Source organism: Chroococcidiopsis sp. SAG 2025 (assembly GCF_032860985.1).
GTDB lineage: Bacteria > Cyanobacteriota > Cyanobacteriia > Cyanobacteriales > Chroococcidiopsidaceae > Chroococcidiopsis.
This window is the reverse complement of sequence record NZ_JAOCNC010000001.1, coordinates 4,228,646-4,255,130: the sequence shown is the minus strand read 5'-3', so window position 1 is coordinate 4,255,130 and position 26,485 is coordinate 4,228,646. Positions and strand designations below refer to the sequence as shown.

20 protein-coding genes are annotated in these 26,485 nt (G+C 44.0%); 4 read left to right on the top strand and 16 right to left on the bottom strand.

The annotated features are described in order from the left end of the window. Positions 1 to 100: 100 nt before the first annotated feature. From N4J56_RS20485 to N4J56_RS20470, 4 genes are all read right to left on the bottom strand, one after another. Complete coding sequence (locus N4J56_RS20485; RefSeq protein ID WP_317108122.1) at positions 101 to 901, bottom strand: class I SAM-dependent methyltransferase; 801 nt, start codon at positions 899 to 901, stop codon at positions 101 to 103. A gap of 22 nt (positions 902 to 923) precedes the next feature. Then, positions 924 to 3,077, bottom strand: a complete 2,154-nt coding sequence (locus N4J56_RS20480; RefSeq protein ID WP_317108121.1) for a hypothetical protein — start codon at positions 3,075 to 3,077, stop codon at positions 924 to 926. Positions 3,078 to 3,122: 45 nt separating this feature from the next. After that, positions 3,123 to 4,814, bottom strand: coding sequence for a 2-isopropylmalate synthase (locus N4J56_RS20475; protein WP_317108120.1), 1,692 nt, complete (start codon positions 4,812 to 4,814; stop codon positions 3,123 to 3,125). Between the two features lie 92 nt (positions 4,815 to 4,906). Further along, a complete protein-coding gene (locus N4J56_RS20470; RefSeq protein WP_039714205.1) occupies positions 4,907 to 5,431 on the bottom strand; it encodes an NYN domain-containing protein in 525 nt (174 codons plus the stop codon). 559 nt (positions 5,432 to 5,990) lie between these two features. Here N4J56_RS20470 and N4J56_RS20465 point away from each other — a divergent pair. Then, a complete protein-coding gene (locus N4J56_RS20465) occupies positions 5,991 to 8,387 on the top strand; it encodes a serine/threonine-protein kinase (RefSeq protein ID WP_317108119.1) in 2,397 nt (798 codons plus the stop codon). Positions 8,388 to 8,511: 124 nt separating this feature from the next. Here the strand turns inward: N4J56_RS20465 and N4J56_RS20460 are convergent, their stop codons facing one another. The 3 genes from N4J56_RS20460 to N4J56_RS20450 all read right to left on the bottom strand — a co-directional run bounded on the left by N4J56_RS20460 (position 8,512) and on the right by N4J56_RS20450 (position 11,142). Then, positions 8,512 to 8,763, bottom strand: coding sequence for a hypothetical protein (locus N4J56_RS20460; RefSeq protein ID WP_317108118.1), 252 nt, complete (start codon positions 8,761 to 8,763; stop codon positions 8,512 to 8,514). Between the two features lie 178 nt (positions 8,764 to 8,941). Further along, complete coding sequence (locus tag N4J56_RS20455) at positions 8,942 to 10,168, bottom strand: IS4 family transposase (protein WP_317108117.1); 1,227 nt, start codon at positions 10,166 to 10,168, stop codon at positions 8,942 to 8,944. Between the two features lie 50 nt (positions 10,169 to 10,218). Next, positions 10,219 to 11,142, bottom strand: coding sequence for a FecR family protein (locus N4J56_RS20450; protein ID WP_317108116.1), 924 nt, complete (start codon positions 11,140 to 11,142; stop codon positions 10,219 to 10,221). Positions 11,143 to 11,665: 523 nt separating this feature from the next. Between N4J56_RS20450 and N4J56_RS20445 the strand changes: the two genes are divergently transcribed. Next, positions 11,666 to 12,541, top strand: coding sequence for a hypothetical protein (locus N4J56_RS20445; protein WP_317108115.1), 876 nt, complete (start codon positions 11,666 to 11,668; stop codon positions 12,539 to 12,541). A gap of 62 nt (positions 12,542 to 12,603) precedes the next feature. On the opposite strand, the gene N4J56_RS20440 is transcribed toward N4J56_RS20445, so the two are convergent. Next, a complete protein-coding gene (locus N4J56_RS20440; protein WP_317108114.1) occupies positions 12,604 to 13,434 on the bottom strand; it encodes a sulfurtransferase in 831 nt (276 codons plus the stop codon). Between the two features lie 227 nt (positions 13,435 to 13,661). Between N4J56_RS20440 and N4J56_RS20435 the strand changes: the two genes are divergently transcribed. Beyond that, positions 13,662 to 14,381, top strand: a complete 720-nt coding sequence (locus N4J56_RS20435) for a heme oxygenase (biliverdin-producing) (RefSeq protein WP_317108113.1) — start codon at positions 13,662 to 13,664, stop codon at positions 14,379 to 14,381. A gap of 391 nt (positions 14,382 to 14,772) precedes the next feature. Here N4J56_RS20435 and N4J56_RS20430 read toward each other — a convergent pair whose 3' ends face one another. Then, positions 14,773 to 15,441 carry an SOS response-associated peptidase gene (locus N4J56_RS20430; RefSeq protein ID WP_317108112.1) on the bottom strand — a complete coding sequence of 223 codons (669 nt, stop codon included), beginning with the start codon at positions 15,439 to 15,441 and terminating at the stop codon, positions 14,773 to 14,775. A 108-nt stretch (positions 15,442 to 15,549) separates the two neighbouring features. Here N4J56_RS20430 and N4J56_RS20425 point away from each other — a divergent pair, with 108 nt between their 5' ends. Then, the gene (locus N4J56_RS20425) at positions 15,550 to 16,161 is read left to right on the top strand and encodes a glutathione S-transferase family protein (RefSeq protein ID WP_317108111.1); all 612 of its coding nucleotides are present in this window, start codon (positions 15,550 to 15,552) and stop codon (positions 16,159 to 16,161) included. A 51-nt stretch (positions 16,162 to 16,212) separates the two neighbouring features. Here the strand turns inward: N4J56_RS20425 and N4J56_RS20420 are convergent, their stop codons facing one another. The 7 genes from N4J56_RS20420 to N4J56_RS20390 all read right to left on the bottom strand — a co-directional run bounded on the left by N4J56_RS20420 (position 16,213) and on the right by N4J56_RS20390 (position 26,319). Further along, positions 16,213 to 18,330 carry an iron uptake porin gene (locus N4J56_RS20420; RefSeq protein WP_317108110.1) on the bottom strand — a complete coding sequence of 706 codons (2,118 nt, stop codon included), beginning with the start codon at positions 18,328 to 18,330 and terminating at the stop codon, positions 16,213 to 16,215. A 436-nt stretch (positions 18,331 to 18,766) separates the two neighbouring features. Further along, positions 18,767 to 19,891: a serine protease gene (locus N4J56_RS20415; RefSeq protein WP_317108109.1), complete on the bottom strand. Its 1,125-nt coding sequence runs from the start codon at positions 19,889 to 19,891 to the stop codon at positions 18,767 to 18,769. 156 nt (positions 19,892 to 20,047) lie between these two features. Then, positions 20,048 to 20,905 carry a serine protease gene (locus N4J56_RS20410; protein ID WP_317108108.1) on the bottom strand — a complete coding sequence of 286 codons (858 nt, stop codon included), beginning with the start codon at positions 20,903 to 20,905 and terminating at the stop codon, positions 20,048 to 20,050. Positions 20,906 to 21,007: 102 nt separating this feature from the next. Next, positions 21,008 to 21,583, bottom strand: coding sequence for a COP23 domain-containing protein (locus tag N4J56_RS20405; protein ID WP_317108107.1), 576 nt, complete (start codon positions 21,581 to 21,583; stop codon positions 21,008 to 21,010). 414 nt (positions 21,584 to 21,997) lie between these two features. Next, complete coding sequence (locus tag N4J56_RS20400; protein WP_317108106.1) at positions 21,998 to 23,587, bottom strand: serine/threonine-protein kinase; 1,590 nt, start codon at positions 23,585 to 23,587, stop codon at positions 21,998 to 22,000. 198 nt (positions 23,588 to 23,785) lie between these two features. Further along, positions 23,786 to 24,736 carry a phosphate/phosphite/phosphonate ABC transporter substrate-binding protein gene (locus N4J56_RS20395; RefSeq protein WP_317108105.1) on the bottom strand — a complete coding sequence of 317 codons (951 nt, stop codon included), beginning with the start codon at positions 24,734 to 24,736 and terminating at the stop codon, positions 23,786 to 23,788. Next, positions 24,733 to 26,319: a serine/threonine-protein kinase gene (locus N4J56_RS20390; RefSeq protein WP_317108104.1), complete on the bottom strand. Its 1,587-nt coding sequence runs from the start codon at positions 26,317 to 26,319 to the stop codon at positions 24,733 to 24,735. Before N4J56_RS20390 ends, N4J56_RS20395 begins: the two co-directional genes overlap by 4 nt. Positions 26,320 to 26,485 lie beyond the last annotated feature (166 nt).

Below are 26,485 nucleotides of genomic sequence, written 5' to 3'. Positions count from 1 at the left end.
TCGGGAGTCGGGAGTCGGGGGACAAATCGCAAGTCGTGCATTCGCAAGTCACAAGTAAGAAACAGTCACGCACCACGCATCACTCTTCACTGATAACTGATTATTTCATTGCTACAACTGCCAAATTCCAAGCAAATCTCTTCATTCCAGGAATTTTTTTCAATAGTTTATCCCATTTCTCTAGTCGCCAATATGCTGGTGCTAATCGCCGATGTTCAATAATTATTTTTTTCCAGTATCTCTCTTTGTTTGGATCGACTCTTTCAATTAAATAAAATTGCAAAAATATCCAGAGTGTGGCAATCCAAAAAGTATCATAATTGGTACGAGAAAAATTCTGTTCGACAAACTTAACGATCGCAATATCAAGCGGCATTTCATCTTCCGTGCGAACTTTAGTAGCAATTCGACGGTAAACGTTGATAATGGGATTGTGTTTTAATGGCTCCCAAAAGCAAGCTTTTCCCCCAGGTTTGAGGACTCGATGCATCTCTAATATAGCAGTGCGAGGATCGGGAAGATGGTGTAGTAAATTGGCAGCATAAACAAAATCAAAAGAACTATCGGGACAATCTAGAGCAGATGCATCCATCGTTCGTCCCTCGATTTTTACACCATTTTTAGCTGCTAAATCTAAGGCAACTTCTACCATACCTGGAGAATAATCAGCTGCCATGCATAGCGCCCCTTTCTTAGCAAAATAAACGCTGTTTTCTCCTGCACCACAACCTAAATCTAAGATTTTTTTTCCCCGCACGTCTCCCATCTGGCTGAGAATAAATCGATTTTCTGGAGCTGTGCAAGCTTCAAAATAGTCTGCTACCCGAATTCCCTCAACATCAATTACCGCAGCCCAAGCATCGTGAAACTGTTTTTCTCTTTCTAATCTTTGATTTTCCATAAGAGGAGAGTTGGGTCGGAAGTCAGGATACTTTTAAGGAATCAATTTCTACAATACAACTTTTGATTAAATCATTTTTATCGCTCATTTGAACGTTTAATAATAAATAAGTTGATTCTGAATTTTGACTAGCCAACGATACTTGAAATTTGCGAGATTTACTGGTAATTGAGGGCGATGCGATCGCGCTGAGGAGTTGACCTTGGCGATCGCGCATTTCTATAGTGAGCGTAGCACCATTACAGGTTTTGCCAAACAGAGTCACTTTACCTGTGACTTGGGTGCGGTTGGTTAAAGTTCCCAAATACAAGAACGATATTGGTTGTATTCCTCTTTCTCGGACGGCATATGTTAGTAATCTATAGGTACGGGTGATGTTTTTAGTAACTTTGTTGTCTTGCCATAGATGACTCAAACTCATCCAATCCAACTGTCCCCCAGGACGCTGCCCAATTTTCTGTTGCATGATGGCAAGGGTGTGGATTGCCGTTTTTATGGAAGTAGGACGCAAACGCCGATAAATACTCACAACAGTACCATCAGCTATGCGAAACTTTACGGGTAAAAGCTGAAAATCTCTGGCTATTGCCCAATTTTGCCGAAAAGCATCAGAGACAACTGTAACTACATCATGTTCTTTGAGAGGTAGCCACTCTCCTACCACTGGAACTTTGGTAAAGTTACTCTCAAAATTTGGTAATGGGTGAGGAATAACGACATACTCTGCTTGTAAAAGTCTTTCCACAGGATAAAAATCTTGAGAATCAACTTGAGGCACGCCTAGCAATAGTAAGTTATCTCGATCGGTTTGTTTGTATACACTACGTTCGACTGCTCGCACCATACCACTGTTGAGCTGCAACCGCTGGAAACCAACAATATAAATTGGCTTTTTAGTAGTCGCAATTTGACGTAAGTAAGCGACTAATCGAATCACTTCATCGTAATCTGCCCGGACTAAAGGAGGAATATTCAGCGCCCATAGGGAACGCAGTGAATGCTGAAAATTGCCAATGGGAGTGAGGGCGATCGCTAAGTTACTCGCGAGATAACAAACAACTATGCCTAAAGCGAGATAACGAAAATATCCCTTGAGTCTTAAGCAAGCTGTCCAGACACCGCTAGCTAACCCCAGTACCACAATTGGGGTTAGATGGAGGCAATAAAACACGTTGGCATAGCGTAAGAGAATCAACCATTCTACTGTCGATACTACGCCAAATAGCCAGATGAAACTAAATGCCGGGAGATATAAGGTACGAGTCAAAATTCCAGCTAAAAATCCGAGCGCGGCAAGTATCAGCGTTGCCCACCCAAAATAAGCAGCGTAGAGTTCGACAATTGTATTAATTGGGAAACCCCAAGAAGCATACAGTCCTCGATAATCTGTAACCAGCGCGTTATAAGTAAACTGCCAAGCGATCGCCGCGATCGTGAAAAAACAAATGATGGCAATTAACCCAATCTTTACTGCAACTTGCCGCAATTTCTGCCATGCTATTTGTGGTTTTATACGTTTAGCAGTCCAGAAAAAGATCGATGCTTGCAGAGACATTGCAACTAAAACAGCGATCGCCCCGTAAGTAAAATGGCGACGAAAGAGGATCGCCAATCCCAACAAAACACCAATCGCTGGCACGCGCCACCAACGTTTAAGTCTCATATCTTGCAAGTAGATCCAAACTGCCAACCCAATTAATACAGCCCCTCCCGTATCTGGAATGCCAAGAAAGGTTGGTATCCAATTAACGGGAATTAATAAGCTGAAAATTGTTGTTAACCAAAAAACAGCTATAGAATTGGCTGAAATCAATCGCGTTCCCAAACCTCCCATTACGAGAGAAAAGGGTAGTAAATAAACGAGTGCTAAACCGATCTGATAGACCGATCTAGACTCGCCAAATAGTAAGATAAATGGTACTAATGGCAGAGTATAAATTTTATTTCGTTCTGCTCCTAGCGACTGCAAAATATTGCTTATTCCTACAATTGGAGATTGACGAAAGGCTCTAGAAACCTCAATAGTTTTGTAATACCAATCGATCCACCAATGAAAGTTACGTTCGCTAGATGTATACAGTACTGTGGCGATCGCGGTTAGCAGTACTAACAAGGCAAGCAAACTCAAATTGACTGAATGCCAATTGACTGAATGTCGAAGTCGGACAGTGGGCATATTTTATCGAACGCAATCTTCAACATACAGTGGGCGTTGCCCACCCTACTTATGATTAGCCCCCTTGTGAAGGGGGTTGGGGATCGCATTGCCCCCTTGTGAAGGGGGTTGGGGATCTAAAACTATGCTAACGAGCGATCGCTGCTGTTGATACTGCAATGCTGCATAAAGACGATTCAGGGCATTGACGTATGCCTGGGCGGAAGCAACAATAATGTCTGTATTCGCTGCATGTCCCGAATAGACTTTATCTTCGTAGCGCAGTCGGATCGTGACTTCCCCAATTGCATCAATTCCCGCCGTTACGGACTGGACGGAAAATTCGATCAGCTGATTGGGGACGTTGACCACCCGATTAATTGCCTTATATATAGCATCCACGGGTCCCGTGCCGATCGCTGCATCGGTGAGTTCTTCACCATCTTGAGTCCGTAAGGTAACAGTTGCAGTCGGACGAGTGCAATCGCCACAAGATACTTGGACTAATTCTAAATGAAAGACTTCTGGAGTCGTCTTGATCTCGTCGTTAACGATCGCCTCTAAATCCCAGTCAGAAATATCTTTTTTCTTATCCGCCAAGTCTTTAAACCGCAAGAAAGCTTTGTTTAATTCTGTTTCTGACAGGTTAAAGCCCAATTCCTGCAAGCGCGCACTAAAAGCATGGCGACCGGAGTGTTTGCCTAAGACGATTTGGTTATTGGTCAAACCAATCGACTCGGCATCCATGATCTCATAAGTGAGCTTATTTTTGAGAATACCATCTTGGTGAATGCCGGATTCGTGAGCGAAAGCATTTGCGCCAACGATTGCCTTATTCGGCTGCACTAGCATTCCTGTCAGGTTGGAAACTAGGCGAGACGTGCGGTAAATTTCCCGCGTATCGATATTAGTTAGCGGTGCTTCTGACTCTGCCGGACGACCTAAAAAGGGGTTAAAGTATTGCCTGCGGACGTGCAGCGCCATCACGACTTCTTCTAGTGCTGTATTTCCAGCCCGTTCGCCAATGCCGTTGATCGCACATTCTAGCTGTCTTGCTCCATTTTTCACGGCTTCGAGAAAGTTGGCAACGGCTAAACCGATATCGTTATGACCGTGGACGGAAATAATGGCGCGATCGATGTTAGGAACATTTTCTTTAATGCCTCTAATTAATGCCCCAAATTCGCTAGGAGTCGTGTAACCGACAGTATCGGGGATATTAATTGTCGTTGCTCCCGCCGCGATCGCCCGTTCCAAAACTTGATACAAGTATTCTGGATCGGTGCGGGTAGCATCCATGGTTGAGAATTCCACATCGTCCATAAAAGACTTAGCGTAAGCCACCATTTCCTCAGCGATCGCTAAGACTTCGGCTTTCGATTTTTTCAACTGATATTCTAAGTGAATATCGGATGTGGAAATAAATGTATGAATTCTGCCTTTAGCGGCTGGCTTTAAAGCTTCGGCTGCGGCTTTAATGTCAGCTTTAATTGCCCTTGCCAAACTACAAACGATCGGTCCGTCAATCGTCCCGACTTCTTTGGCAACCCTTGTCACTGCCTCAAAATCGCCAGGACTAGCAAAGGCAAAGCCTGCCTCAATCACATCTACTCCCAAGCGAGCTAATTGACGGGCGATCGCTAATTTTTCATCGACGTTTAGCGTTGCCCCAGGACACTGTTCGCCATCCCGCAACGTAGTATCGAAAATTATGACCCGCTCTGTTCCCAATTGATTGTCCATAGATTTACCAGACATTTATCCCTGTTTTAGCTATTAGTAATCGTATAAAAAACACGCACCACGCCTACTCGCGCGCCACGCCTACTCGCGCACCACGCACCACCTATTTAATAATCAGCTTTTTCAATGGATTCTCTAATATCATTTAGATCGATATAGCGATCGGTAGCATTCCGTAACTCTCTAGCAATCATTCCTTCTGTAGATACAACTGTAATATGAGTATTTTTTGACCTTAATAATTCTATAGCTCTCTCGAAATCTCCATCACCACTAAATAAAACTACGCGATCGTACTGATCTACTGTATTAAACATATCTACTACAATTTCTATATCCAAGTTCGCTTTTTGCGAATAGCGACCTGAGGTATCGTCGTAGTACTCCTTTAAAATTTTAGTGCGAACGGTGTATCCCAAACTAATGAGTGCATCCCGAAAACCCCTTTGATCTTGAGGATCTTTCAACCCAGTGTACCAAAAAGCGTTGATTAGTACTGTATCTGGCTGCTCTTTCCTAAAGTACTCCAGCACCCTTCTCGGGTCGAAAAACCAACCATTCTTTTGTTGTGCGTAGAACATATTGTTCCCGTCTACAAATATAGACAGACGGTTCATCATAGAACAAGGCATAGAAACTTAATACCTAAAAATTTTCCAAAAACTATTTAACGTCGAATTCTCAATTATAACAATTTTTTATGCATCATTTTATGAATTGTATGTTATGGATCTCAATCGATTTTACATTTGTCCTTCCTAAGTTTTAGTGAGAATCTTGTCTGGGAAGTTAAACCATGCTTGCTAAACCTTTACCAGGTTAGCTTAAGCGCAACACCTATTTTTAACATCTACCTTTAAATTAACTAAATTCGCAGTTAATTTTATCAGTTGGTTGGTAGTTTCCACAGTTCAGACCGAACGTAGTTGCCATTATCGACAGCTTGCGATCGCAGAAATTGCCACGTTGCGCGTAAAATTCTCATAAATTCCAATTGGATGAGACAGGTTTTCTCCCTAGATAGGGAACTCTAACTAGTAGGGTCAGACAGTCAAAAAAGAAACTAGGGCGATCGGTAGAGCTGGATTGTGTGGTCTAGTGTATGGTAACTAGTCACGACTTGAAAGTTCCTTTGTTGGAAGCTCCTTGTTAACTGTCTCTATCCTCTAACTCCCAGTCTGACATAACTATATGGGACAAGATCGTACACTGTCCGATGTACAAAAGATACCATCGCTGCTTCAAAAGAGTCAGTTTTTCCAATACTTCCGCTGGGAGCAACTCATAGCCGGATTTTGGGGAGTGACTGCGGCAGTAGCTACAGGCACTAATGGGACATTAGTACAAATGATGGAGTACCAAACCCAGGCGCTATTTTTTGAAATTCGGGGCGCTGTTGTACCACCAGAGGATATTGTTATCCTGACAATTGACGAGCAATCTTTATCAATTCCTCAACAATACTATCAAACTAACCCTCAACAATATGCCGCTCTCAAGCCCTTGCAAGCTTGGCCCTGGCAACGAATTGCTTACGCTCAAGCGATCGATCGATTAATGATAGCAGGAGCGCGTGCTGTTGCTTTAGATATAGTCTTTGCATCCCCCAGCAGCTATGGAAGTGCAGACGATCGCGAATTTGGGAGAGTGTTACAACGCTACGCTGGCAGAGTTACCTTAGCAGCGGAGTACGAGCAATCACAATTGCGCCAAGGTAATATCATTCAGCTAACCAAACCGGTTCGTTTCTTATGGACAAAGCCAATGTCGGTTGGTTTTGTCAATTTCCCCCTAGAGTTAGATGGTAAAATTCACAGATTTTCTAGCGAATTTCCTTTAAGTTTGGCAACAAAAGATCGACAGCAATTCGATAATTATGCAGCTATGGGGATAGAAATGCCCTCTTTTGAGCAAGCGGTGGCATCTTCAATTGGTAATTGTAGGGGCGCACAGCTGTGCGCCCCTACTTCCACTAAAGGCGATCGCATTTATTTCTACGGACCTGCGGGAACGTTTGAATATATTCCTTTTTGGCATGTTCTCGATGCTGATAATTGGAACACGTACTTGCAACAGGGGCGTTATTTTCAGAACAAGATTGTCATTGTTGGGGCAACAGCTGCTTCGCTGCAAGACTTTCACAAAACACCTTTTTCCTACAGCTGGCTGTATCCCAAGCCGATGCCAGGAGTAGAAATTCAAGCCAAGGCGATCGCCACGCGGTTACAGCAAAGAGCGATCGCCTTGGCAATTCCCAATCCTTTTTTCCAGGGGTTGTTGGTGTTGCTATTAGGCGCTGGAACGACAATTTTGCTAGCAAAAGCTCAGCGCCTCAGATCCCAACTGGGATGGACGATCGGCATTGCGATCGCCTGGGGTGGTATCAGTTACGCTGTCTTCACATATCAGTACTCGATCTTACCCACTGCCGTGCCGATGCTAGCAATTGTGTTGTGTGGTGGTTCTTACTTGACGATCGGAACGATGAGCGATCGCCGCAGGACAATCCAACGCAAACCCGTTACCACAGAAAATACCACTGTTTTAGAGTCTCCAGAAGCAAACAACCAACAAGACGAGATCCAAAAGTTACTACCACACGACTTAGTCACAGCCGGAAAAATTCTCAGCGGACGCTACCAAATTACTAAAGTTTTAGCTTCGGGTGGGTTTAGTGAAACTTACATTGCAGAAGATTTACAACGTCCTGGCAAACCTCTCTGTGTCGTGAAGCGAATGAAACCTTCTAGCAATCGTCCTCAGCATTTACAAATGGCTAGCAGGTTGTTTCAACTTGAAGCAGAAACCTTAGAAATTTTAGGTAAACACGACCGAATTCCCCAGTTGCTTGCCTATTTTGAAGAAGGTGAAGAATTCTTTTTAGTCCAAGAGTTGATTAACGGACATCCCCTCAGTTGGGAACTCAAACCAGGCAAGCCTGTGAGCGAAATCGCTGCGATCGCGATTCTACAAGATTTACTACCAATCCTGGCATTCGTCCACAGGTGCAAGACAATTCACCGCGATATCAAGCCTAGCAACATCATGCGACGGCACTCTGATGGCAAACTCGTCATCATTGATTTTGGCGCTGTCAAGCAAGTTAGCAATCAAATGCTAACACCTGGGCAAACTAACCTGACAGTGAGTATTGGTACTTTAGGTTATGCTCCTGCCGAACAAACCGCAGGTCGTGCTTTCTACAGCAGCGATATTTATGCAGTTGGCATGTTATTAATTAAAGCCTTAACGGGATTTGCACCTCACGAACTTCAACTTGACCCGCAAACGGGTGAGGTGCTTTGGTTAGACAAAGCTGAGGTGAGCCAGGAGTTAGCAACTTTTCTCGGTAAAATGGTGCGGTATGATTATACGCAGCGCTATCAATCTGCCTCAGAAGCTCTAGTTGCTCTACAAAATTTAACTGGTAATGATAATACTGATAAGAATAACTTTGGCGATCGCGATAACTTACTAGCTGTTGCCATACCCGCAGAAGTTGCCTCAGAAGATTTAGAAGCAAGTACGGTCTTTTGGCGATCGGCATTATCTACTCCAGTAGGGACTATAGAAGAAGTTGATTCATAGCAATTTTCAATTGCGTGTGTGACATTTGTAGGGGCGCACAGCTAGCTGTGCGCCCCTACAGATTGCGTGTTTTACCCGTCAATCGCCGATTATCCCTTTGATGTTAGGGATTTCTAGTTGAGATTTATTTTCGCGATTTGTCGTTCTTATCAGGATTATTATTTCTGCCACCGCCGTTACCGTCACCGATACCATTGTTATCTTTATCGGGATGACGATCTCTGCTACCACCGTTACCATCACCGATACCATTATTATCTTTATCGGGATGACGATCTCTGCCACCACCATTACCATCACCGATACCATTATTATCTTTATCGGGATGACGATCTTCATCTTTGGTAGAATCATCGCGATCGCCTATCGGAATCAATACTTCTTGGTTAAGGGTTAAGCAGTATTAGTAATAGAAAAAACTAGCGGTGTTCGGATGAACCCTGCCCCCCTGTGAACCGGCTTTTTGGATGAAAACTTCGAGCGTGGCTTTTTGACCACTCTCGGATTACTTCTAGCCTGTCGTGGGGGAATTTTTTCAGCCAAGATGTCTGTAATTAGCTTGGTGAAAAAAAAGGTAGTTCCTCTGGTTGAATGTCTTGAAAGTCGCCAATTGCACGACGGATAACTTTAAGTGTACCTGTAAAACCCAAGCGCAGAGGAGATATTCCTGCTTGCTGGGCGGCAGTAAACATCAAATAGCGCACGGCATAATGCCCCAACAGCCAGCCGTAAATTTCTTGCACAACTTCACGCGGTTTGAGAGAACGAATTGGAGTTTTGCGTCCAAGTAGATGAGTCTTGAGTTCGTCGATAGTATTTTCAACTTCCCAACGCTGATGATATTCGTTTGCTAGCAATAAAGCCGGGAACAAGGCGATATCTAGCTTGCTAGTAATCAGACGATAGGAATGCTTTCCCTGCTCGGTATCAATGGTGTACTCAATTACTCGTACTGCGATCTTAGTTGCGCCTTTTTTCTTGGACTTCCCATCAGGATGAATCCAACTTAGATAAGAGCCATCATCCAAAACTTTTTCCACTGAAAATTTGACATTAGCTGGTACTCGTCCCAAGTAATCGCATCGGGTTGCTAATGTTGCTTGCACCATTGCATAGGAATGTAAGCCTCTATCCCACATTAATAGCATTCCTTCGCTGACAGAACGCAGCAGTTTTTTCGCTCTTACCCGTTCGCCGATTCGGTAGGGACACATCAGTGCATCTACGATTAAATGTGTACCCGCTTCAATCAATATCACCACTCGGACTTTAGGAAATGCCGCTCGTGTACCCCGACGAGAAGCTGGATATCCAAAAACTCTAGCATTCGCTTTCGAGTCCGGTACATCTAGCACGGTTCCATCTACTGCCATCACCCTCAGTCCCCCCAAAAATGCTCCAGGCGTTTGGTTTGTAGCTTGTGGGCGTGCTACTCGCTCAAATAGCCGACTCATTACCCGGCTTCCTAATCGCTGCCTAGCTTCGCTAATTGAGGCGCTGTTTGGTACTTTCCAGTACTTGCCTAATTTTGTCCACTCTCTGCTTAACCCATTGACCAGATTCTTCAACACGCTTGCCATCGAATCATTTGACCACAGGCTCATGGCAATCACTAAACACACCACTAGACTCGATGGTAGTTTGCGCTTACGTTCTTCTCTTACTTCTGTATTACCAATAGTTTGTTCAATCACTTCAATCGGTATGGCCGTTTCTATTGCTTTGAACACATGACTCGACTCAATTACCGGTGAAATTAACGAGAATTCTTTCAACTGCATTGGCTCCTAGCTATCTCAATCCACACTCTCCTCTTTACTTGATTCTAGCCTTAACCGAGAAGTATTGCTATCGGAATTGAATCATTATCTGAAGAAGATTCAGAATTGTCAGGTAAAATTTCAAAGCGATCGAGAATAACTGCGCCGTTGTCAATAAATTCTGTAGTAGAGTCAGAAGTATGATTAAGTAAATTATTACTATCTTGTGGTAAATGTGGTAACGGCGATGCCGAACTACGGATAAAGCTAGGATTGACAATAATTTCTTCACCCGTTAGCGTTGACTGCGCGGCAACGGCAGCGATTGTTTCAGCTTGTACTTGAGCAAGTTCTATATCAGTGGCAGTAACCCTTTTTTTGTTGAGATTCAATCCACTTACTAAGTCGCTAGATTCATAAAATGTTTTTAAATCGAAGTTATAAAGTGCTGTAATTTCACCTTTAACAACGACTGCTAATTGACCCGCTTTTAATACCTGTCGCTGAGAGTTCTTTTGATTAACTACTTCAATTTGGCTATTTGTTAATGCGCCAACTACGGTAGTCTTGCGATCGGAAATATGGCGAATAAACAATGCAGAACCGCGAATTGCTGCTGTTGCATTTGGTGTCCATACTTCTGTCTTACCTCGACCAGGTGGAATCAGAAGTAATGCAGTACCATTTGAGAGCTTCAAATTCCGGTCTTGAGCAGAAAATCGAAATAGCGCTTGCTCGCCAATTCTTGCTAAAGAGCCATCATTAAAACGTAGCTCTGCCAGTGCCTCTCGACCTGTAGATAATGCATCCCCTGGGACTACGCCATCAGCCACCTTTGCTGGACGAGCAGCTTGGCTTTGAGGCATTAATTGTACGAGATTGCGTAGACTTTTAATTTCAGCACGTGTTAAAACCGTATCCGCTTGGGCTGCTTTTGGTAGTGTAGTCGCACCCCATAGCAAAATTGAGATGAAAAGAATGAGTCGGTGAGACATGTAATTAGGAATTAGTAGTCAATAGTTAATGGTTGTCAGTCAAGTGTCAAAGTACTTCAATTATTTAGAATGCCCAAATTGCAGGCAAATAAAAACAGAATTTATACGGGTAACTGTTAGTTTTCCACCGAGCGAGCGCTACTAAAATTTAGCCAATCAATTACTATTGAGTATTTCTTCTATGTTGAGAGTTTAAATTAATTTCATGAATCCCGTAATTTCGCGGTTATAGATTGGCGTTTTTTTCAACTAGTCTTGATGTGCGATCTAGGCACTTAAGGATTAACTGAGAGCTAGATGAATTTTTGCGATCGCAATTATTTGCATTATTAATTTTTGTTTCTACTGTGTTCAAACTTAAATTTACAATTAAACAGCCCAGGCGGAGTGAATTCACGCTTACACAAACGAAGTTCGCCTACGGGAACTCAAAAACCAACGTCAGCGGAGTTTATCCATGTAACTGCAATTTTAATCGCCCAGTACTAGCTAGCTTCATCTTAAGCATGGCAAGTAGCGCTATTTGCTTTTTTTTTCTTTAAATCCAATAATTGCTGCCCCTATAGAGGGTGAAAAAGCATTGTCGCCAGCGACGACATCAAGCGATCGCGTTTCAGTCAAAAACGAACACATAGGCGATCCAGAACTAGGCGTTTTGCGTTTACAAGAGCAAAAATTACAGTCTCCGCCTTACAAACCCATCGCACATTTACTAGGGCAAGTTGGCTATTTCCAAGGCAGTAATATTTTTTCAGCAGTTGATGCAATTGATGATGGATTATTTTCTACCAACTTAACTTTTGCGATCGCGCCCAAACTAGGATCGAAAACAAGTTTATTCACGGCAATTGATGGTGGTTTAGTTCGATATAGCGAACACAACCGAGCTGATTACAACAAATTAAGATTAAGGGCAGCTTTACGCCAAAAACTTACACCACAGATGTTTGGTGAAATTGGCTGGAACAATCAATATTTATTTGATGCCAAGACAGGCGATCGCTTTTTGAACGAACACGCTCTACGTCTAGCTCTCCAGCGCCAAGATAAAATAACGAATAAATTGTGGTTAAATTCAATCTATGAATTTCGTCTAGGGTTTGCCGAACCAGACACCCGCAGTCGCGCGATCAATTCTTTGTCTACAGAGCTAGCTTACAATATCAGCCCTCGTCTCCAGCTTAGTTTAGAATATTTACTAGCTTTATCAAATTTCACGCAACGCGATCGTGACGACACCTACCATCTAATTCTCGGTAGCGTAACTTATGCCGTATCGCGTGGAAGCCAAATTAGCCTTCAAAGCGGCGTGAGTTTCGGCAATTCCTCCGATCCAAATATTGGTTTTAATAATTCATTTTTTAGCGTGAATTATACATTTGATATCGGGAATTGGTAATGAGTAATTGGTAGTTGATGATTTTTCTCCCTTGTCCTCCTCATCTTTCTCTTCCCTACTCCCTACTCCCTACTTCCTACTCCCTCAGAGTAACTAATCCAATCGCTCCAACTGCCTGCATAAAGTTTACCTGTAGAAAATCCTGCCAATTCTAGCGAGAGTAAATCGACGCAAGCAGTCACGCCAGAACCACAGTAGACAATAATTTCTGATGATGATTCTAAGTCTTTCCAGCGCTGCTGTTGTTCTGATATAGGTTTGAGGTAGCCGCGATCGTCTGTTACCTCTTGCCAGGGATAATTAACTGCACCTGGGATATGACCCGCAACTGGATCTATAGGTTCTCGTTCGCCACGATAGCGATCGCCTTCTCGCGCATCAACTAATGCTACTCCTGTCAAGTCCTTGCGTGCTTTTACCACATTTACATCTACAACTTGCCCTAATTGCATTTTGGGGATGAACTCACCTGCTTTTGCTATGGGAAGATCGGATGTCGCCGGATAACCAGCCGCTAGCCACCCTTGAAACCCTCCATCTAACACGGTAACTCGTTCGTGTCCTAAATAGCGTAGCAGCCACCACAGCCGCGCCGCAAAAGCCAAGCGGGAATCATCGTAAGCAACGACTGTCGTTTGGGAAGTTATGCCCATCGCCGATAGTTTGACTGCCAACTCTGTTACGTTTGGTAAAGGATGCCTCCCGCCATGCTGACCTACTGGACTGGAAAGATCCCGATTTAAATCTAGGTAGTAAGCACCAGGAATGTGACTCGATTGGTACTGTTGTTGTCCGAGTTGAGGATCGGCAAGGGAAAAACGACAATCCGCGATCGCCACTTGCGGATCTTCTAAATGTTCGTAAAGCCATGCGGCAGTGACGCTGTGATTCATATGGCGAAAGTCAAAAGTTAAAAGTCAAAAATAATTCTTAATTCTCTCTACAGCCTATACCCTAAATCCTTTCCCGACTCCCGACTCCCGACTCCCGACTCCCCTTCTTTAGAATTTTTAATAAATTTTCTCATCAAATCGTTCTACTGTAACGATTTAGGTGGAATACTAAATACACTCGCAAACTTTGTTGGTAGTAGTTGACTATAAAAGTTGAGAAATTTAGCATGAGCAGTAATTTAGCAACAAAACTCCGTGAAGGGACGAAAAAAGCCCACACTATGGCAGAAAATGTTGGTTTTGTCAAGTGTTTTTTAAAAGGAGTAGTAGAGCCAACTTCTTACCGCAAGCTGGTTGCTAATCTCTATTTCGTCTACTCGGCGATGGAAGAAGAAATGGAGCGGCATCAACAGCACCCAATCTTATCAAATATGTACTTTAAGGAATTGAATCGGCAACGCAGCTTGGAGCAAGACCTGAAGTATTATTACGGCAACCAATGGCGCGAGCAAATTAGCCTATCTTCGGCTGGGGAAGCTTACGTGCAGCGGATACGGGAAGTCTCTAATACTGCCCCAGAACTATTGATATCGCACCTTTATACTCGCTATTTGGGCGATCTTTCTGGCGGACAAATTCTCAAAGGTATTGCTCAAAGAGCGATGAATCTTGCGGATGGGCAAGGCACTGCTTTCTATGAATTTGCTGAAATTCCCGATGAAAAGCAATTTAAAAACACCTATCGGCAAAGACTAGACGAATTACCAATTGATGAAGCCGCAACAGATCGCATTGTTGAAGAAGCTAATGCTGCTTTTGGCATGAACATGAAGATGTTTAACGAATTAGAAGGTAATTTGATCAAAGCGATCGGTGTTATGTTATTCAACAGCTTAACTCGCCGTCGTAATCGTGGTAATACCGAGCTAGCAACTAGCAATTCGTAATTGGTTATTGGTTATTAGTCATTGGTCATTGGTCTGATAAATAACAAAATGACAAGTGACAAATGACAATTGACAAATGACAACCACATACAATCCTGGGGATGAGGTGATAAAAATGTCATCGTGTCTTCAGGATTGTCTGCTGTTTAGGTGAAGTGTGTAAGGATAGGTTGTGTGGCGTGGGGGTTGAATTGCAAATTACTGAGTGCGAATAACGAATTTTTTTTGTCTCCTAACTCCTCAGGCGGGTTCACCAATCATCTGTAACGTCAACAAATATGACTGGTGAACTCGCCCCTACGACGACTGTTGGTACGGGCGGGTTTTGACTGATGATTTAGCATCTAGGCGGTGAATCTGGTGCTAAACCCGCCCCTACGACTTCTAATTTCTATATGGGCTGTCTTTCAATACACTCTGGTGATTCGTTGGTTGGATTATTGACTTTGGTACTGACGGGATACGCAACCATTGCTTCTGAGGAGTATGGTTGTAGCAGTGATTTTAGCTGTTCTGGCTCTTGAGTTTGAGGATCGAGCCACTGATTATAGTCTTCCGGTTTGAGAATAACAGGCATCCGGTCGTGAACCGATCGCAAAACAGAATTAGCTGTTGTCGTCAGAAGAGTGCAAGAATCAACTTTCTCGCCGTCTGGTGCTTGCCAAGTTTCCCATAAGCCTGCAAAAGCAAAGGGTTGCCCATCTTGTAAGCGAAAATAGAAGGGTTGTTTCTTGCTTTTTTGTAGTTGCCATTCGTAAAAGCCATCAGCAACAACTAGACAACGGCGACGACGAAACGCAGAACGGAAAGCGGGTTTTTCAGCAACGGTTTCGGCTCTGGCATTAATCAGTTTTGCACCCATTGATGCATCTTTTGCCCAAGAGGGAATTAAACCCCACCGTAACATTTGAAATCGACGGCGATCGCCTTCTGATAGGATTGTTGGGACTGGTTGAGTAGGTGCAATATTATATCGCGGTGCTAATTCTGGAATTAAGGAAAGCTGAAAGGTAGAAGCGATCGCTTCTGCTGGTTGGCTGAGGGTAAATCTACCACACATAGTTAAATTTTAGATTTTAGATTTTGGATCTTAGACTGGTAATCGATCGTTTTGACTTTTAACTTTTAACTTCTTTATAATCGTTACGTCTTCTACCCAATGAAAGTCATGCTCAGGCTGTATGATTTTTTACCTTCGGGGAATGGTTATAAAGTTCGGCTTTTGTTAACTCAGCTTGGTATTCCCTTTGAGCGAGTAGAAATTAATATTCTTAAGGGTGAAAGTCGTACTCCAGAATTTCTCACAAAAAATGCTAATGGACGCATTCCAGTTTTACAGTTGGAATCAGGAGAATTTTTAGCAGAATCGAATGCTATTCTCTTCTATTTTAGCGAAGATACTGAATTTCTGCCTGCCGATAAATTGCTCCGCGCCCGAGTTTTACAATGGCTATTTTTTGAGCAATACAGCCACGAACCTAATATTGCTACTCCTAGATTTTGGATTACTGAACTTGGTAAAGCAGATGAATATCGAGAAGCGATAGAACAGAAACGTCAAGCTGGATATGCTGCGCTTGCAGTGATGGAACAACATTTAACTCAGCAGAAATTTTTTGTAGGCGATCGCTATTCTATTGCTGATATTGGCTTATTTGCCTATACTCACGTCGCCGATGAAGGAGGTTTCGATCTATCTCGTTTTCCAGCGATTCAAGCATGGATAGAGCGAGTTAAAGCTCAACCCAAACATATTCCAATTACGCAACAACAATTTTGACATTATTGTTGTGGGGTGCGTTATTAACGCACCCTACCATCGAGAGAAGAATTAGAAGCGGAAAGTTGTGCGGACAGTTGCTAACCAAATATCGTTGTTATCTTCAATATGACCTGGATTAGTCACGAGAACCACGCCTGGAGTAATGAATAGATTATCACTGACTCGGAAACGGTAGAACACTTCAAAGTGTAGTGAAGTTGCTTCATCTTTAACTCCTACTCTCCTTGGCAATCCTTCTCGTTGAGCAGTTGGTTCATCGCCCACTCCAACTGTATCTAAGTTACGGTTATTATCAGTTACAGGAACTTCTGGTTCACCTCTACGAGAAGTTTCAAAAAAGGGTACGGGTGTACCTGGTGTCTCAGGTCCAGCATCTACCAGTTTTGGTGGCATACCAAAGAGGAAAGCAAATAAATCTCCTTCTCTACCAAATGGATCGGATAAACCAAGAGAAAATAGATAGGTGGCTGCATTAGCAAAAGGTTTCTTTCCAGCAGAAGCCCCAATGCCTCTTATAGGATCGCGGAATTCCGTGCCATCGGGGAGTTCTTCCAAGAAATTGGTAGATATATAGCCTCCCCATGCTCCAAATGTCAAATTTTGTGCCACGCGCCATTGCAGAGTTGCACCAATCGCATTTGTTTTGGCAGGCGCATCCCCAAGAAATACACCACAACATGGGTCAAAGCCAGAAGGACGATTGGGATCGAGTATATTGCTACCTGCCGGAGGAACGGATGAACCAGACCATAAACCATTGGTTTCTGCGTTAACGCTACCTGTATATGTACCTAGAGTTCCATCGCTGGTGTAAGCATTGACGAAAGTTAAGCCAGTAATTAGGTTATTGGTTGGCGTTGCTAATAGTTGCACGCCCAATGCACTGCGGTCTGCTCCAAAAACTCCACTGTCTGGATTCCCGCTTCCTCCAGTACCATAGGCTACTTGTAACCGCGCATTTTTGGCAAACAACCAGTCAAAACCTGCCCCTGCATCTAATACGCCACCAATTTTGAAAATTGGACTAGCCTCGCCAAAGCGAGAAATTGAACCCCTACCAGTGTCAAAGTAAGCTGAATTGGCTGAAAGGACGTTACTGAGACTAAAACCAAACGGAATGACACTAAAAACGACGCGATCGTTAAAGGCAGGAAATCGATATTCTAATAAATCTAAAACAACATTATTGTTTAAACCTGCTTGGTAAGATAACCGCGCCATGTAAGTATTGAGAGACTCTGCATTAGTGAAGCCACCACCGTCAAAGTTGCCTGTAACTAGGTATGTTCGCAGGCGATCTTTACCTGTAAATGATGTTTCTAACCCTAATCGAACCAAGTGGGCGAGAACAGTGTTTTTGTCTGCATCGTCTCGGTTTAAACAATCAACTTCTGGATCTGAATTGCGATCTCTTAAGTTTAAGCCACGTGTTAATTGGTCAAAAAAAGGTCCTGTATCGTCTGGAAAAACTCTACATCCTCCAGGGGGATCGCCGCCAAAGGCACTGGCAACACCAAAGATAACTTCTCCGCCTAGAACGGTAGTAGTGGAAAACTGATTGGCTTCTAACTCGGCTGTTTGTGCTTCTAAAGCGTCAACTCGACCCCGCAAAGTTACTAATTCACTGCTAAATTCCGATTGCAGGCGATTTAGGGTTTCCAAATCTTCTTTGCTGACGACATCTGCCGAACCAGCAGTAATTAGTTCGTTAATCCGATCCATAGCTGCATTTAAGCCTGCGGCAAACTCATAGCGCGTCATGGCACGATTGCCTCGAAAAGTCCCGTCAGGATAACCTGCAATGACTCCATAGCGTTCTACCAGAGATTGCAAAGCCTGAAATGCCCAATCAGTGGGTTGCACGTCTGACAGTTGAGATACGGATGTGACTTGTGCCAGTGTCGAAGATGCGTTTTGAATTTGTTGAGCTGTATAGTTGAAATCTGTATCCGGTGTTGCTGGTACTAGAGGCGCTAGGGTAGCCGCACTAGTTCGGTTTGCCTCAGACTTTTTTAATAATTGAGATGTTATTTGAGTTGGTTGAGATATTGCTGTATCTGTCTCTCCTGCATGTACTGCGGCTGTTTTAAATACAAGAGCAGAAACAGCTATAGGTGTTGTCAATAGCAAGATGGAAAATATAGAAAAAGTAGATTTGATCCTCACAGTTACTTTCCTCTGATCCACAATTCAAGGCGTTTAATTTGGCATAAAAAACTTACAGAAGCTCAATCGAACTTCTGTTGAAACTCAGTACTGACCCTAAGCAAATAAAATTATTTTATTTCTTAAAAGCTAGAATGACACGATCGCGATAGATACAGTCCAATTAACAAAAAATCTTAATTTTTATTTGTAATATTTTTGAGAAAAACAAATTAGGGGTAAGGTGGGCATTGCCCACCCTACAGATGAGAGAATTTGAAATGAGCTGGCAAAGATTAGTTTTTTCCAAAGCCGATCGCCATATTATTTTAGTATTAAATACAGATAGCGATCGCTAAAACAAATATAGCTTTAACTACGAAAATTACGCTCCCGAAATAAAGAGTTTGCGCTACTGAAACTCTCCTACTTGAGAAAAGCATAAAAAAGTATTTTCTTACTCTGGACAGCGTTCTTCACTCGTACCAAGCAAGACTGTACGACTACCTGCCGAGGGACAATCCCTCACAGCGGCGTGTTTGAAGTCACGGCTGAAGGTTTTGTAAATATCATCGATCGTGTCTGCCGATCGCGGTCTTTTTTCCGGCATTCCTCTGCTGACAACCGCAGGCTGCACGGGAGGTGGCTCAAATTTTATATAGGGAAACACGCCTGCAAGCGGTTGAATTTTTTTCGCTTCTTCGGTGAGGTCGGAAACTCGAATTCCCAAATTGAATTTACTTTGAATCGCAGTTTGAGCTATAGAGTTTCCTCCCATCAGGGAAGCTACTAAAGTTCCTGGTACAGAGACGCTAGTTGCTTCACCTGCGCGTCCGTGAATCCCAACTAACTCGCCGCGATCGTTAAAAACAGGACCACCACTCATCCCCCGTTGTGTTTCACAACTGTATTGAATGCTGTAACCTCCATCCGCAGTGCGAGGGGTAACTCTAATCACTTCGCCAGGAGCAAATAACCTTTGCCGTCGCGCCGTTTCATTTCCCGGATCGGGCCAGCCAGAGACAAAGGCTCGTTCGCCTTGGTTAGGGCTACCTGGTAGGTTTGCTAAAGGATAGTTCTTGTCACTCTTAAATTGGACGATCGCGACATCAAGCCCTTGAATAGTTTCACCACTCTCGCCCTGTTCTTTCCCCATTGGCACGATATTTGATCGCGTGCTTTCGTCGTCTACAGGATAAACTTCGCCATCAAAGGTACGTACTCCGTAAAAACCGCCGCGACCGCGGACAACGTGTAGGTTAGTCGCCACGTAGTAAATGTTGTCACGCTTAGCGATAATCACTCCAGACCCAGGGTTAAACTCGCGTCGAGCTTCAACATCACCTTTTTGCAGGTCTTGACCAACTACCACTGTTGTTTGCGAGGCGATCGCGTCAATTTCCGTTTGATTCAACGTTTTGGAATCAGTAACAGGCTGAGTTTGCTGGGCGATCGCATCTGCTTGTACCGTGAGTCCTGTCATCTTGCCCGTAAAAGCGATCGTTGCAGCAGTAATAACTCCAGCAATAAAAATTGTCGATTTTAAATTTCGAGTTTGAAAAAACTTTTTCCAGCCATTCATAAGTAAGTCAAAAATTAAAAGTTAAAAGTCAAAACTGAGGAATCAGGAGTCAGGAGTCAGGAGTCAGGAGTCAGAAGAATATAAATACAAACACGCACCACTCACCACTCACCACTGCCAATCACCTACTATCCATTACCCATTACCAATAACAATTTAAATCTCATTTTGCGATTGAGGTTGAGCCAAGTTTTTTTCAACTTGATGCTGAAAAGCGGCGATTGGAATCGCCCAACTCAGCGCTTCCATTTGGTTGAATAGTTCTACCGATGGCTTTGTACCATCGGCAAATGTAAACACATCAATGCCTTGAAGTGGATATTTCAAGCGACCGTTGATCCCGATCAGTTCTCCTTTTTGATTCAAAACAGGTCCACCACTCATCCCTTGTTCGACTTCGTTGGTGTAACCTAAACTGTATCCTTCTGGTAAAGTTCGCTCTAAGAGTAAAGAAACAGTTCCCGTTGTCAGCCGAAATGCTTTCATTCCCCAGTTACGTGTTTCTTCAACACGACTTTTATTGAGGAATTGATAATTGGGAAAACCAGATGCATAGACGCGATCGCCTTTTGTTAAGGCAAGTGAATTTCCTAAGACAGCAACACGATAGGATTTAGGGCTATCAAATTGTAATAAGGCGAGATCGACACCTGCTAAAGTCTGCGTCAAGCGGCGGGCTGGATGAGTCGCGCCGTCAGCAGTGAGAATGGTATATTCGCCCTTCTGACTACCTGCTACTACATGGTCGCAGGTAAGAACGGTGTATGTCTGAGCCTGACGTTGTACGATTGCCCCAGAACCCATACTTGTTTTTGTCAATACTCTGACTGTCACTTGTTGAGCAACTTCTACTATCGCCGAACTTTTTACTGGATCTACAGGTGTTGTAGTCGCAATTTTTTCAGTACTAGCGTCAGATTTTGTATTCGGTTTTGATGGCATAAACCATAAGAACGCAGCGATCGCCAGCAGTCCAAGGTTAAATAAGACAATAGTGGCTAATGATAATTTCACTTTCGCTGCATCCCAATTCCCACCGCTCGATCGACTGTCATTCGTGAATTACGAGGTTCGAGTTGGCGATCGCTCTCAATCTCGACTACTCATACATTTACCTTATTCCGCTGACAACGCCTGCTCAATTTCTTCTCCAAAAGGTGCATAATATTGAGGTGCGCTTTGTTGGACTGCCGTACCTGTTCCTTTCAGGCTGAAAGTCACCAATTGCTCGAGAATTTGGCGCTCTTTGCCTCGATCTGATGTGCGCAATGTCATCAGAATATTTTTCCGGTTGCAGATTTCGTTTCGACTGCCCACATAACAAATGACTGGTCTGCTGTTAACTCGTCCGTATGTCAGTTGCAAGTTTCTCAGCTTTCCGCCTTTGGCTGCTACAACTTCAGTCAAGCGATCGCTAACTATTTTACAACGCTCGTGCGGCGTGTATTGCGTCCCAAACTCATTGCTGTTCCAGGTAATAACTGGTGCTGTGATCCGTTCGCCGCGTTTAGCGATCGTTGCATAGCCCTGACCTGAAGCTATGCAATGAAAAGTTGTCGCACCACCAGCACTAGCTACTGCTTCTGCTCGGACGAAATCGCTACCTATTCCGATCCCACTCATAACTGCGATCGCTGTTGCTAAATATTTAGTGAATTTTTTTAAATTTTTAGTTGTGTGATTGCTTATCATCGCTCGTACCTCAAGGGCAGTTAAAATTTCTATTACATTAACAGTCAGCTCAAGTACTTTGAACTTGACAAGTCTGCTTGACGAGACTAGCGTATTTGAACTATACCGCGATCTACATCCAAATATGCTACGATTCCGGTCAAATTTTGAAAAAAAATATAAAATTATACTTCGACAGCTATTTTATATACGTAACATACTTATAAAAACAGTTCATATACGTACTAAAGAAGTTAAAAGTCAAAAGTCGAAAGTCGGGGACAAGGGGGACAAGGAAGACCCAGCAGAGGGGCAGAGGGTGCAAAGGAGATTCTCCTGACTCCTGTATGGGCGGGTTTAGCGAAAGATTCGCGGCTGGTGACAATCAATCTTGGCTCAAAACCCGTCCCTACGATAACTGTTAACTAATAACCGTCAAATCTCCGACCAGTCTTGAATCAGGATTTGAGCTTGGGAATAGAGAGGACTGTCTTGAGGAATTTGTTTGGCAATAGCGATCGCTTCAGCAAAATTACTACTTCCTGCGAGTTGCTTGGCATGTTCTAAATGACACTCATTTAGTATTGCCCGCGCTTCGGCGTACACTGTTGAATCGCGGGTAACTGTTTCGGCTCTACTCGCACAAGCTTCGTATCGTGCTTGATGTTTTAAAGTTTGAATTTCATCGATAACTTGAGCTGTCAGACGAAACTGAATGTATGAATAAACTACTGCTCCCAGTGCCACAATACCAACACCAATAGCTGCACCGACAAAAAATAAAGTAGAGGTGGATAAGCGACGATGACGCGCTGGTGGAGGTATGAGGATTGAATCGTCCGTGCTGGAATTAGCTAGATTACTCTGCTGTGCGGCAGGGAACTGAACGTTTGCTCGAACTTCTTGCCTATTTGGAGGCGACAAGGTGTCTGGCAGCAATGTCGGAGGAATGACTTCTGCTTTTGTTGGCTGTGGTGGTATATAGGCTCTAGTCGTCGCCGCATCAGGTGTGACTGGAACAGATGATTGTGGGTGCGTGGGTGCAGGCGGAGATGGATGAAGAGAATTGTCGATCGCTTCTTCAGGCTTGTGGGTAAGAGTAGCCTTTAATACTTGCTTTAATTGCTCTACTGAGGCAAAGCGATCGTTAGGTGATTTTTGCAAGCACTGCATGACAGCTGCTTCTAGTTGCGGCGATAAATTTTCGCAACCAGGCTGTAACCTGATGGGGATCGGTGGTTTTGTCTTGTGTGCCATTGCCCATCCCATGCCCGTAATCGAATAGGCTTGAGCGCCAAAACCAAACGGATCTGTGCCACTGAGGAGTTCGTAGAGAATGACACCCAAGCTGTAGATATCCGCTCTTGCGTCTATAGTGTTGGCAGCCCGCAACTGTTCTGGAGCAGCATAGCGAAATGTGCCGATAAATCCATAAGTTAGATTCGTGCGATCGATCGATTCATCGCGGATTTTGGCAATCCCAAAATCCAGAATCTTCACCAGTTCTCCCAGTGCTGTAGGTACGACAAATATATTGTCTGGTTTGAGATCGCGGTGAACTACCTTGACGTGTTCGCTGGCTGTCGCTCCACTCCACCAGAGATCGATGCCTGAGTGAGCTAGACGCAATCCTTCACACGCCTGAGTCACAATTTTGATCGTTCGCTCGACGGGTAGCCGTTGCTGTTGCTTCAGCAGCTGTTTCAAGCTATCCCCGCGCAGATACTCCATGACATAAAAAGGATGCCCTTCATCCGTAACGCCATAATCGCTCACATTCACGATATGGTCGCTTTTTAGCGCAGCACAAATAGCAACTTCCCGCTCGAACCGCTTTCTCAAAGACTTTGAGGCTGCTAATTTATCCTTTAGTAGCTTCAATGCTACATGTTGTCCCAATAAGGTATCCATTGCCAGAAAAACATCGCCCATTCCGCCTGAACCCAAGCGCCTCTCCAAGCGATAGCGTTGGCGATCGCCAATACTCCGACCAATCCAGGTTTCTGGCTGAGCAGGAAATGTCATGGAGCTTTCTCTATGTGTTGCTGTTTCTGGACTTGTTGCCTTTTTTGAGCGTGCGATCGCGAACGAGACTATGATACTACTATTATTGCTTGAGCAGGGAGCAGAGGGGCAGGAGAAAGAGAGCTGAGGGAGCTGGGGAAGTTGGGGAAGTTGGGGGAGAAAAAACTGTCAACCACCAATGACCAATGACGACTCACTCTAAATCGAAATATTATCCAACAGCCGAGCGGGTTTGAGTTGTAAAGGCGTTGCACCATGTTCGTATTCGTCGGGAAAAATTGCTCTGACGCGCTTAACGACTGAAATCATGTAGCCGTAGTCTGGCGCTGAACTGTTGGGGATGTATCCTGCTTCTTGCGCCAAAATCGAGGGGACTCCATTCATGATGCGGTAAATTTGCTGACGCAGGTTTTTGTCTATATTAGGTGCAACCAAAACCACGCCAGCTGGGACTTCGTGCGGATCGGTGTAGAGAATGCGAAACTCGGTGGGGCTGAAATGCGAACTGTGTAGGTAAAATTCTTCTTTAGAAAGAGCGCCTGCCGTAGCTTTCCCTGTAGCGACCCATTCTAAAACTGTTTTAGGTGTGGGTGCAAGCATAATCTCTGCTAGAGTTAGACCGTAGAGATTGTAAATGGGAAAAAAATATCCGGTAGCTGAACCTGGCTGTCCGAGGGCAAGCGGTTGATTTTGTAATTCTTTTAACTCAACGATCGGATTATCTTTGCGCACGACTAGAATAGAGCGCAAATTAGCAATTCCCTGAAGGGATAATATCGGGGTGTATTGGTGTTTGTCGATCGCGATCGCGGCTAATCCAGGCTCGGCAAAAGCTAGAGACCAAGCATGATTCCGAATTCGTTCTAGAGCCTTATTTTCGTTAAAAGCAGGTTCTAATTGTACGATAACTCCGATTTTTTCACTTAAATATCGAGTAAATTTAGCATAACGATTGATGGTTTGTTCCCCGGCGTTATAACTGACTACACCGAGAACTAAACCTTGGCGCTTGCTCGATAGCGATCGCACCCCACATGCTGTAAGTAGAAATAATTGTAAAAGTAACGTACGGCGAGATAACTTGTTAAAAGTTGGCAGTCGGAAGATAGAAGTTGAAAATAATGTAGTAAATCGATCGGGAAGGCTCATTTTAGGAGACGACGGCAAAAATCGGCGGCTTTTTGAGGATCGGGAATTTCATTGGCTAATCGATTGACTAATTCCAACTCGGAAATTTGCATTCCAGATTTTAGAACTTTTTGAATGAGAATCGGCGCGATCGGTCCAATCAGATCGATTAAAGTTTTTTCGCACCGTTGAATAAAATTAGCATCGAGTGCTGACTGCGCTAAATTATTTGATAATTGATTATGGGAAAATTTATTGCCGTTAGTGCTGTGGGTTTGAGATTTAGCTGTTGACTCAGCTTCGATCGCTTTTGCCTGACGCTCGAATTCTGCTTGTTGCTTGGCAGGCAGGTAAACTGAGAGGTTTTCTACCAACTGCTCGACGCTGTATGATTGAGCTGCTACTTGTCGAAACACAGTAGTCGCAATCGGTCCAGCAAATTCTGTAAACAGCTTGACCAGCGATCGGTGTTGGGCTGACAGGGATACGTCGGTAGCTTCTAACGGGACTCGGGGCGCAGACAGACGTTGAGTAAAGTCAGGCGGAAAAGTTGGCTCGGGTAGTTGAGTGGTCGTTAGTTCGGATGGGTGTGCGGGAGGAGGCAGTGTAGCAATTGTCGTTGCTGCACCTAAACCTGGGACAATTGTATTATTCGCCAGATCGATCGCTACGGCAGCTTGCAAGGCACTACTTAACTCGTCTACAGAACTAAAGCGATCGCGGGGCGATTTCTGCAAGCACCGCATGACGACGGCTTCTAGTTGTAGCGAAAAATGCTCGCACCGAGGTTGCGATCGCAACTGAATCGGGGGCTTAGAAGCATGAGCGAATACCCATGACATACCGCTAATCGTATTGCTATTACGACGGAAATTAAACCCAAATGGGTCAGTTCCAGTCAGCATTTCGTAGAGAATTACGCCAAGGCTGTAAATATCGGCACGTTCGTCTACTTCTGTCCCTAGCTCAAACTGTTCGGGAGCTGCATAGTGAAAAGTCCCAATAAAAACGTTTGTCAGATTAGTAAATTCATTCGTATCGTTACAAATTTTAGCAATCCCAAAATCGAGAATTTTGACGAGTTCTCCCAATGCAGTAGGGACGAGAAAAATATTATCTGGCTTGAGATCGCGATGGACGACTTTGATCTGCTTGCTAGCGGTTGCTCCATTTTGCCATAGGTGTACGCCTTGATGCGCCAACCGCAAACCTTGACACACTTGGATCGCGATCGACAGACTGCGTTCGATGCCCAGCTGTTGCTGCTGGCGTAGCAATTGTCCTAAGCTCTGTCCTTGCAGGTACTCCATGACGTAGAAGGGATACCCCTCATCGGTAACGCCATAGTCGCTAATATTCACGATGTGATCGCTTTTGAGCGCAGCGCAGAGAGTCACTTCTCGCTCGAACCGCTTTCTCAGATCGGCTGATTCTGCTAGCGATCCTTTGAGGATCTTTAAAGCGACTAGTTTGCCAATCGGTACGTCCCTGGCGATGAAGACATCTCCCATGCCGCCCGCGCCTAGATGTTGTTCTAGTCTGTAGCGCTGGCGTTCGCCAACGCAGCGACCGAGCCAGTTGTCTTTTTGTAATGGCGAGTTCATGGAGCAGAGCGCATTAAAATCTGGTATGAAAATAAATGTTTGCCAACAGTATAGGCGATGACTTCCAAGCTAGAGGCAACTAAGCCTGCTAAAAATATATTTCTTTCATCACCATTAAAGCCTAATATGAACTTTTACTGCTAAAATTTTTTGAGGAAGGCAGAGG

Excerpts from the sequence above, each read along its gene's own strand:
- N4J56_RS20485 (WP_317108122.1), bottom strand. The coding sequence starts at position 901 with ATGGAAAATCAAAGATTAGAAAGAGAAAAACAGTTTCACGATGCTTGG.
- N4J56_RS20480 (WP_317108121.1), bottom strand. The coding sequence starts at position 3,077 with ATGCCCACTGTCCGACTTCGACATTCAGTCAATTGGCATTCAGTCAAT.
- N4J56_RS20475 (WP_317108120.1), bottom strand. The coding sequence starts at position 4,814 with ATGTCTGGTAAATCTATGGACAATCAATTGGGAACAGAGCGGGTCATA.
- N4J56_RS20470 (WP_039714205.1), bottom strand. The coding sequence starts at position 5,431 with ATGCCTTGTTCTATGATGAACCGTCTGTCTATATTTGTAGACGGGAAC.
- N4J56_RS20465 (WP_317108119.1), top strand. The coding sequence starts at position 5,991 with ATGGGACAAGATCGTACACTGTCCGATGTACAAAAGATACCATCGCTG.
- N4J56_RS20455 (WP_317108117.1), bottom strand. The coding sequence starts at position 10,168 with ATGCAGTTGAAAGAATTCTCGTTAATTTCACCGGTAATTGAGTCGAGT.
- N4J56_RS20450 (WP_317108116.1), bottom strand. The coding sequence starts at position 11,142 with ATGTCTCACCGACTCATTCTTTTCATCTCAATTTTGCTATGGGGTGCG.
- N4J56_RS20440 (WP_317108114.1), bottom strand. The coding sequence starts at position 13,434 with ATGAATCACAGCGTCACTGCCGCATGGCTTTACGAACATTTAGAAGAT.
- N4J56_RS20435 (WP_317108113.1), top strand. The coding sequence starts at position 13,662 with ATGAGCAGTAATTTAGCAACAAAACTCCGTGAAGGGACGAAAAAAGCC.
- N4J56_RS20430 (WP_317108112.1), bottom strand. The coding sequence starts at position 15,441 with ATGTGTGGTAGATTTACCCTCAGCCAACCAGCAGAAGCGATCGCTTCT.
- N4J56_RS20425 (WP_317108111.1), top strand. The coding sequence starts at position 15,550 with ATGCTCAGGCTGTATGATTTTTTACCTTCGGGGAATGGTTATAAAGTT.
- N4J56_RS20415 (WP_317108109.1), bottom strand. The coding sequence starts at position 19,891 with ATGAATGGCTGGAAAAAGTTTTTTCAAACTCGAAATTTAAAATCGACA.
- N4J56_RS20405 (WP_317108107.1), bottom strand. The coding sequence starts at position 21,583 with ATGATAAGCAATCACACAACTAAAAATTTAAAAAAATTCACTAAATAT.
- N4J56_RS20400 (WP_317108106.1), bottom strand. The coding sequence starts at position 23,587 with ATGACATTTCCTGCTCAGCCAGAAACCTGGATTGGTCGGAGTATTGGC.
- N4J56_RS20395 (WP_317108105.1), bottom strand. The coding sequence starts at position 24,736 with ATGAGCCTTCCCGATCGATTTACTACATTATTTTCAACTTCTATCTTC.
- N4J56_RS20390 (WP_317108104.1), bottom strand. The coding sequence starts at position 26,319 with ATGAACTCGCCATTACAAAAAGACAACTGGCTCGGTCGCTGCGTTGGC.